Annotated in this window: 7 protein-coding genes and 1 pseudogene; 2 read left to right on the plus strand and 6 right to left on the minus strand. The window is 40.3% G+C overall.

The genetic code is table 11. The features are described from left to right. The coding region (locus JHD79_RS22090; RefSeq protein ID WP_233164837.1) for a TROVE domain-containing protein at positions 1 to 464 on the minus strand (464 nt) is incomplete at its 3' end. Between the two features lie 281 nt (positions 465 to 745). Here JHD79_RS22090 and JHD79_RS22095 point away from each other — a divergent pair. After that, positions 746 to 1798 (plus strand): YafY family protein, encoded by a 1053-nt coding sequence (locus JHD79_RS22095; protein ID WP_199121533.1) that lies wholly within the window; start codon positions 746 to 748, stop codon positions 1796 to 1798. 184 nt (positions 1799 to 1982) lie between these two features. Here the strand turns inward: JHD79_RS22095 and JHD79_RS22100 are convergent, their stop codons facing one another. The 3 genes from JHD79_RS22100 to gatB form a co-directional block, all read right to left on the minus strand. Beyond that, on the minus strand, positions 1983 to 2672 hold the full coding sequence (locus tag JHD79_RS22100) for a response regulator transcription factor (RefSeq protein WP_199121534.1): 690 nt from the start codon (positions 2670 to 2672) through the stop codon (positions 1983 to 1985). A gap of 106 nt (positions 2673 to 2778) precedes the next feature. Further along, positions 2779 to 3888, minus strand: coding sequence for a TlpA disulfide reductase family protein (locus JHD79_RS22105; protein WP_199121535.1), 1110 nt, complete (start codon positions 3886 to 3888; stop codon positions 2779 to 2781). 10 nt (positions 3889 to 3898) lie between these two features. Then, on the minus strand, positions 3899 to 5365 hold the full coding sequence (gatB, locus tag JHD79_RS22110; protein ID WP_199121536.1) for an Asp-tRNA(Asn)/Glu-tRNA(Gln) amidotransferase subunit GatB: 1467 nt from the start codon (positions 5363 to 5365) through the stop codon (positions 3899 to 3901). A gap of 128 nt (positions 5366 to 5493) precedes the next feature. On the opposite strand from gatB, the gene JHD79_RS22115 reads away from it, so the two are divergent. Continuing rightward, entirely contained in the window at positions 5494 to 5901 is a 408-nt protein-coding gene (locus JHD79_RS22115; RefSeq protein WP_199121537.1) for a hypothetical protein, read from the plus strand. Positions 5902 to 6042: 141 nt separating this feature from the next. Here the strand turns inward: JHD79_RS22115 and alaS are convergent. Together alaS and JHD79_RS22890 are read right to left on the minus strand one after the other, a co-directional pair. Then, a pseudogene (gene alaS / locus JHD79_RS22120) lies at positions 6043 to 8673 on the minus strand (alanine--tRNA ligase); the annotation flags it as partial. Then, positions 8661 to 8847, minus strand: a 187-nt coding sequence (locus JHD79_RS22890; RefSeq protein WP_233164838.1) for a hypothetical protein, incomplete at its 5' end; no start/stop codon positions are given. The gene JHD79_RS22890 and the pseudogene alaS, both read right to left, overlap by 13 nt.

Raw genomic sequence — 8847 nt, forward strand, 5'->3', positions numbered from 1 at the left:
AATTGATACTCATCAAATCTATTAAAAGAACCTACTAAACCTTTTTGCACTTGCTTTGAAAGTTTATTTAGTTTTTTCGTTTCAGTTCTGTTGTTTGCTATCTGATAATAGGCTAATAGTTCCGTAATCTCATCTGCCCTTAGTACTACTTTTTTAATTGTTCTGCTCACCATAGAGTTCCCCGAGACTTTCTTTGCTAATTCTACAGATAATACCATCGGCACAGATCTTAAATTCATTTCGTTACGAGCGTATACAGCTAGCCTTGCCACAAATGCCACATCACATTTTAAGATTAACTCTTTAATTCTTTTCAATCTAGCATTGCCAGCTTCATAGAATGAATCGTTCAATCCGGTAGTTACCACTGCTGTGTACAATTCCAGTTCTGGACTCATCACGTAAGCTTTCGCATACTCGTGATTAATTACAGCTTTTTTAGATTTAAAGAAATTGAATTTCATAATCAGTTAATTTACAGTTAAACATTTGTATCGGTTTTGTTTATCGTTCCGACATTACAAAGATGCAAGCCTTACTACGCAGCATAATTGCGCATAAAAAAAAATAATTAAAATTATTTCATAACAAACTGATTTTCAATGAATAAATTTTAAAAAACACATCAAAAAGAAAGATAAAAAACAAAACTACGCAGATCTATTGCGCACAATAAACAACTTTATTATATTTACCCATATCTTTATCGAAAGAGTTTCATCAAATTCATAGATATTTATAGCGCATGGCCATAAACAAACTTGCTTTAATCAGGTACAAAACCATTGATGATTGCCTAAGAAACCGTTATCGAAAATGGACCTTAGAAGACCTTATTGAAAAGGTGTCTGACACTTTATACGAACTAGAAGGCATTCGAACTGGTATAAGCAAACGGACTATACAGGCAGATCTGCAATTGATGCGCAGTGATAAGTTAGGCTATAACGCCCCTATTGTGGTTAAAGACAGAAGGTTCTATACTTATGAGGATCCTAGCTTTAGTATTACCAAGGCACCAATTAACAATGCCGATGTAGATAAAATGAAAGAAATTGTAGGGGTACTAAAGCAATTTAATGCCTTCAACTATTTCGATGAGATGAGCGATATGATTGCACGACTAGAGAACAACCTATACAAGTCGACACATCAAGGCGGTAACCATATTCAGCTGGAAAGCAACAACCAACTTAAGGGAATGGAATATATTCCCAAACTGTATCAGGCCATTTTAAAGAATTCCGCCTTATTGATAGAGTACAAATCTTTTAAGGCACAACAGTCGCAACAGCTCATCTACTTCCCCTATCTTTTAAAGGAATACCGAAACCGCTGGTTCTTGATTGTTAAAGCTAAAAAGGGCGGAATGATTTTAAACTTAGCCCTCGATAGGATCATCGAGTTTCAAGAATTGCCCCAAGAACCTTTTATTTCATATGAAGGTGTTGATTTTGACCGTTACTATAGCGACCTGATAGGTGTTACCAAGAACAGCAATGACCGACCGCAAAAGGTCATCCTTGAATTTGACAATAGACATAGCCCTTATGTGGTGACCAAACCACTACACCATTCGCAAATTTTAATTGCCGAAAAAGAGAAAACCACCATATTTAGGATAGATGTGGTTTTAAATTTCGAATTAGAAAGGGAAATTCTAGGCTTTGGCGAATCTGTAAAAGTACTTGGCCCAAGAATTCTAGCCGCAAGAATAAAAAAGAGATTACAGCAGGCTCATGGCCTATACGAAACAGAGGAACGAGAAAAAGGGCTTCAACAACAGCTAGCCTTATAAAGGCCAGATTAATTCCCCCATCTTAAAAGACAAGCTAGCTCGCCCTTCTACGAAAACTGAGGTTTTAGGTCAGTTTTTAAAAGCTATCGGGGGAGATGCCAATAGACAGCTAGTAAGGTGTGGCGTCCTCGTCAACGCTATCCACACTACAGGAGCAGTAAAAACAGATTATACCACAGCTTTCTTAGGAAAGCTCGAATTTATAGCCTACTCCTTTTACCGTAGAAACATAGTTCTCGCCAAGTTTTTCCCTCAGTTTACGAATGTGCACATCAATGGTTCTATTGGTCACTACCACCGAATCTTCCCAAATGTTTTTAAGGATGGATTCACGGGTATATACCTTACCTGGCTTGGAAGCCAAAAGATACAACAGCTCAAATTCCTTTTTAGCCAAAACCACCCGTTCTCCATTTTGATAAACAAGATAGGCTTCACGGTCAATAACCAGGTCACCAATTTCCACTTTGTTATCAGAAACTTCATCAGAACTGGCATTACGGCGTAATATAGCGTTGATCCTACTCACCAAGGCCCTAGGTTTTATAGGCTTGGCAATATAATCATCGGCACCTACGTTAAAACCTGCTATTTCAGAGTACTCTTCACTTCTGGCCGTAAGGAATACCATAAAGGTATTTTTAAATTCTGGTATGGCCCTCATTAAACGACAAGCCTCAATCCCATCCATCTTGGGCATCATAATATCCAAGATAATCAGGTCTGGCTGTACTTTTTTGGCTACCGTAATCCCATCTTGCCCGTTACTAGCCAGAAAGACCTGATATCCCTCTTTTTTAAGGTTGTATTCGATCAACTCTAGGATATCTGGTTCATCGTCAACAATTAATATCTTCTGTTTAGCTGTACTCATCGTTATGTTTTATTTATTACGAAAGTAAGTATACAAATGTAACATTTAGTTAAAATGAAGTTAACAAATTGTTAAGACCGCAACATATTTTAACATTGAGTTAGGGTTAAGGTAAGGTTTTGTTTAAGAAGGCATCCAATTCCTGACCTCTTAAATCCCTTGCTATGATCTTGCCACTTGGGTCCAATAGGAAGGAACTGGGTATGGCTTCGATCTGATAGAGCCTTGCGGTCTCTCCTTCAAAATCCTTAAGTTCTCCTGCCTGGGCCCAAGTAAGGCCATCTTGTTTAACAGCTTGGGCCCAAGCCGTCTTATCTTTATCCAGCGAAATTCCAAGGATGGTAAAATTTCTTCCCTTATAGGTTTGGTAAGCTTTTACTACATTAGGGTTTTCTGTACGACATGGTCCGCACCACGATGCCCAGAAATCCAACAATACATATTTACCACGGTAATCTGTCAATTTAATAGGTTTCCCATCTATAGAATTTATGGTAAATTCTGGAGCAATTTGCCCTATCTGCAGCGCTTTCAGCTTAACCACTTTTTCTACAAAATTCTTTACCGACGAATTTTGCTTCAATTTGGCATCTACCTTATCGGCATAGGTTACCATTGCCTGTTCGTTGCCTACCGGATTGACCAAACTAATGGCGTAAAAACTCACCAGGGAACTTGCATTGTGATTTGCAAAATTAATAATGGCCTGGTTAAGTTCATTCATGGCATGGGTATAGGCCGGCGTAAGCTGTTGCAATAGCTCATCTCTTTTATCGGGATTTGCACTTACCTTTTGTTCAAACTCATTACTTATCGCTATAATTTTAGCTTGATGTTTGACCTTAAGGTCATTAAATTCTGCCAATTTATCCGCATCTTCCGCTCCCGAAACCATATAATGTTGGCTTTTATCATGAAGGTCTGCACTTATTTTAATCTCATCGCCATTTTTGGCAATAACAATATATTCGTTTGTACCATAATTAACACGGAAAAAATCTGCCTCGGGCTTGGTGTTTACAAATTTAAACTCCCCCTTTTCAGATAGGTTGGTAGAATCCAGCAGCACCATATTGTTACTGGCCATCCCGTATAAATAAACTTTATTTTTGGGATCTGCATTTAAAAACTTGCCCGTGATGGCAAACCTAGATTTATCCTTACAAGCAGCAAGTGCAATGACTGCAATGCCTATGATACACGCTAATTTCTTCATCCTATTAATTTTATTTCAGTTTTTCTAATATCAGTTCATTTACCTGCTTGGCATCTGCTTTACCTTTAGCCAATTTCATGACCTCACCAACAAACAAACCTAAAACGCCCTTTTTGCCTTTTTTGTATGCTTCAACCTGCGGTTGATATTTGGCCAATACCTCATCTATCAAAATAAGTATAGCATTGGTATCTTCTACGATCAATAAATTTAGTTGTTTGGCCAATTCTTCCACATCCTGTATTTGATGGCCCTCTAAGGCAGGAAGTAATTGTTGCAGTGCATTTTGCTGGCTGATTTTCTTTTCGTCGACCAAGTTGATCAATTGCGCCAATTGTACAGGCCTTACCATATATTTGGCTATTTCTAGTTGCCTTTCATTTAAAATTGCCCTAATATTTCCCAATAGCCAATTTACCAGACTTTTCTTTTGTTTAACTTCGGGTAACGCCTGTTGATAATAGCTATACAGATCTTTATCTTCAGCCAGCACCATGGCTTCAGCTTTGCTAATGCCCAACTCGGTCATTAACTGCCCTGCGATCTGCTTTGGCAGAATAGGCATGGCCGACTTTATCTTAGCCAACCAATCGTCGGAAATAGAAATGGGCTGTAGATCTGGATCGGGAAAATAACGATAGTCATTCGCCTCTTCCTTGCTGCGCATGGGTGATGTTGTTCCTTTATCGGCATCGAAATTTAAGGTACTCTGAATGATTGTGCCACCAGCTCCCGTTACTTCAACCTGGCGACTAAACTCAAAATCAATAGCCCTACGTACGTTACGTATAGAGTTTAGGTTTTTAACCTCACAACGTGTACCAAAAGCAGTATCGCCTTGCTTGCGAATAGAAATATTGGCATCGCAGCGTAGCGATCCCTCCTCCATGTTGCCATCACTTACGTTTAAAAAACGTACCAATTGCCTGATTTCGGTCAGCAAGGCTGCCGCCTCTTCCGCACTGCGAACATCTGGTTCGGTAACAATTTCAATTAGGGGAACTCCTGCCCTGTTCAGGTCAACAAAAGAATATTTGTCATCCTGATCATGTAAACTCTTACCCGCATCCTCTTCCAGATGGATACGATTGATGCCTATCCTCTTTTCCGTGCCATCAGACAGCTGTATTTCTAAATAGCCATTTTTACAAATTGGGCTGTTATCCTGTGTGATCTGATAGCCTTTTGGCAAATCGGCATAGAAATAATTTTTACGGTCAAAGAAATTACTTTGGTTAATATGGCAATTTAGGGCCAGGCCAATTCTAATGGCTTTTTCTACGACTTCCTTGTTCAACTTGGGCAAGGCACCAGGGAGACCTAACGAAACAGCGGAGATATGCTCATTGGGCAGGGCACCAAATGTTGCACTATCTGACGAAAATATTTTAGATTGTGTATTTAACTGAACATGTATCTCTAAACCTGATACGAGTTCGAAAGCGTTTGATTCTGCCACTACCGTTGTTGTACTCATTAATAGATAATATATCTTTTATAGACCCTCAAATATAGCGAAATGTATCAAATCTATGGTAAAATGGCCAAGAATATAGTATGGCACGATATTGGTTTAGGTGCTTGTACACACAAAAACTAAAAATCATGAAAAAGTTAATTCTAATATTTGCATTGGTTATAGTAGCCAGCACATTCAGCTCTGCGAACGCTCAGGTTAGTTTAAATATTAATATTGGCCAGCAACCGCAATGGGGACCACGGGGCCACGATTATGTAGATTATTATTATCTACCAGACGTACACAGCTATTACCATGTACCTACCAAACGTTTTGTTTATTATGAAGGCAGCAGATGGGTACATCGCAAATCGCTACCAAAAGCATACAGGCATTACAACCTTTATAGCGGAAGAAAAATTGTGATCAATGAGCCAAGACCCTATTTACAACATAATGTATACCGCACCAGATATGTAGAAACCTACCGTCATGACAATGGTCATCATAAAGGATGGAATAAAAAGGGAAGAGACCACAGAGGTAGACATTAGAAAACAATTTCGTCATTTCGAAGATGAATGAAAAGAAATTTTATAGCTTCTATAAATTCTCTCTACATTTTTCACTTCGAAATGACGATTTTCAATATTTACGCTGATTAAAATCTTTAAAAACTGTAATACTCTTTCAATTTAAAACACAAAAGATTTCGCTTTCTCCATTACCCTGTTCATTCCAGCAGCATCTTTACCACCTGCCGTAGCAAAGAATGGCTGTCCGCCACCGCCGCCTTGAATTTCTTTAGCCAACTCCTTTACAATTTGCCCCGCGTTGTAGCCTTTGGCCTTTACCAATTCGTCGTCTATGGCCACCGTAATTTGTGGTTTTCCATCAATAACAACGCCCAATACCAAGAACAGATTTTGCACGGCACCCTTAATCGCATAAGCCAAAGTTTTCACGGCCTCGGCATTAGGCAAATCAACCGTAGTGGCAATAAAATTGACCCCATTAATCTGTTGTATCTGCTTTTCTAGATCGGCCCTGAGCGCAACTGCCCTTTCTGTAATGGCCTTTTCTATCTCTTTCTTTAACGCACCATTATCATCTATAATCTTATTTAGTGCCGCTACAAAATCCTTCGGATTATTCAACAGGCCATTGAGATTCTTCACTAATTCAAAATGTTCACGGATGACCGAAGCAGATCTTTGTCCGGTAATGGCTTCTATTCTGCGTACGCCAGCAGCCACTGCAGACTCCGAAGTTAATTTAAAGAAACCAATTTGTCCGGTTGCTTTTACGTGAGTACCTCCACAAAGTTCTTTAGAAAAATGGTCATCAAAAGTAATAACGCGAACAAAATCACCATACTTTTCTCCAAATAAAGCAGTTACTCCACTGCTTAAAGCTTCTTGATAAGGTACATTTCTCTGTTCTTTTAAAGGAATGTTTTCACGGATTTTGGCATTCACGATATCCTCAATCTGGTTCAGTTCTTCATCGGTAACCTTGGCGAAGTGTGAAAAATCGAAGCGTAAGTAATCGGCATTGACCAAACTACCTTTTTGATTAACGTGCGTACCTAACACTTGCTTCATTGCAGCATGCAGCAAGTGTGTAGCGGAGTGGTTATTTTCTGTTTCTTTACGTTTTTCTTCGTCAATTACTGCCCAGAACTTACCTTCCAGATCGGCTGGCAAAGTTTCTACAAAATGGACAATTACACCGTTTTCTTTCTTGGTGTCTGTAATCTCTACCCAAAACTGTCTGCTATGGTCTTCTAGCCTACCCGTATCACCTACCTGCCCTCCACTCTCTGCGTAGAAAGGCGTTTGGCCCAGCACAATTTGGTATTGCGCTTTACCTTTGGCTGTTACTTTTCTGTATTTGATGATCTCGGTCTCTATCTCTGTAGTATCATAGCCCACAAACTCAGTTTCCCGATCAGGGTTAACCAAAACCCAATCTCCGGTATCAATTGCCGTAGCCGCACGTGAACGGTTCTTTTGAGCTTCCAAAGCTTCTTCGTAACCATTTTTATCAACTGAAAAACCACTCTCTGACGCCATTAATTCAGTCAAATCGATTGGAAAACCAAAAGTGTCCTGCATCATAAAAGCAGTATTACCATCTAATTGATATTTCGTACCATCTTCATTATAATATATGCCGTTTTCATCTTTCTTAATTCCCTTGTATATTAGCGCACCAATAAGGTCTTTATTAAAATAGTTGATGCCCTGCTCTAAAGTTTTAAGGAAAGAAACTTCTTCTTCTGAAACAACTTTCTGCACGAAGTCTTTTTGATGATACAACTCATCAAAAACACCCTTAAACTGATCTGCCAATACTGGCACCAATTGATTTAAAAAAGGTTCTTTAAGATTTAAGAAAGTATAAGCATAACGCACCGCCCTGCGCAAAATACGACGGATCACGTAACCCGCCTTATTATTTGAAGGCAACTGACCATCGGCAATCACAAAAGAAATCGCACGGATATGGTCGGCCATTACACGCATGGCAACAGCTTCGTTCCAACCCTTTTGGCCTGGTTCAGCACTGCTTACATATTCAAATCCAGATTTATCAGAGATATATTGGATAAGTGTTTGGAAAACATCAGTATCATAATTTGAGCTTTTGCCCTGCAATACACGCACCAAACGTTCAAATCCCATTCCGGTATCTACATGTTTAGCGGGAAGTGGCTTTAGTGAGCCGTCTTTTAAACGGTTAAACTGCATGAATACATTATTCCAGATTTCTATGACCTGCGGATGATCGGCATTGACCAGATCTTTCCCTTTTCCATCTTTACGTTCTTCGGCGCTACGACAATCTACATGAATTTCCGAGCAGGGACCGCAGGGACCAGTATCCCCCATTTCCCAAAAATTATCTTTCTTATTGCCCAAGATAATGCGGTCTTCGTCTACAAATTGCCTCCAGATGTCGTAAGCTTCGGTATCTCTAGGCAAGCCTTCTTTTTCATCGCCCTCAAAAATAGACACATATAATTGTTCCTTCGGAATTTTATATACTTCGGTCAACAGTTCCCAACTCCATGAAATGGCCTCTTTTTTAAAATAATCGCCAAAACTCCAGTTGCCCAGCATTTCGAACATGGTATGATGATAGGTATCTATTCCCACTTCTTCCAGGTCATTATGTTTTCCAGAAACACGCAGGCAACGTTGGGTATCTACCACCCTTGGATATTTAATGGCAACCTCACCTAAAAACAAATCTTTAAACTGGTTCATTCCGGCATTGGTAAACATCAAACTTGGATCGTTTTTCACCACTATAGGTGCTGTCTCTTATACACATCTGACGCTGCCGACGATCGAGCCAAAAAAAGGGTGTGGGGGGGGGGGGGGGGGGGGGGGGGGGGGGGGGGGGGGGGGGGGGGGGGGGGGGGGGGGGGGGGGGGGGGGGGGGGGGGGGGGGGGGGGGGGGGGGGGGGGGGGGGGGGGGGGGGGGGGGGGGGG

Source organism: Pedobacter sp. ASV28 (assembly GCF_016428855.1).
Taxonomy (GTDB): domain Bacteria; phylum Bacteroidota; class Bacteroidia; order Sphingobacteriales; family Sphingobacteriaceae; genus Pedobacter.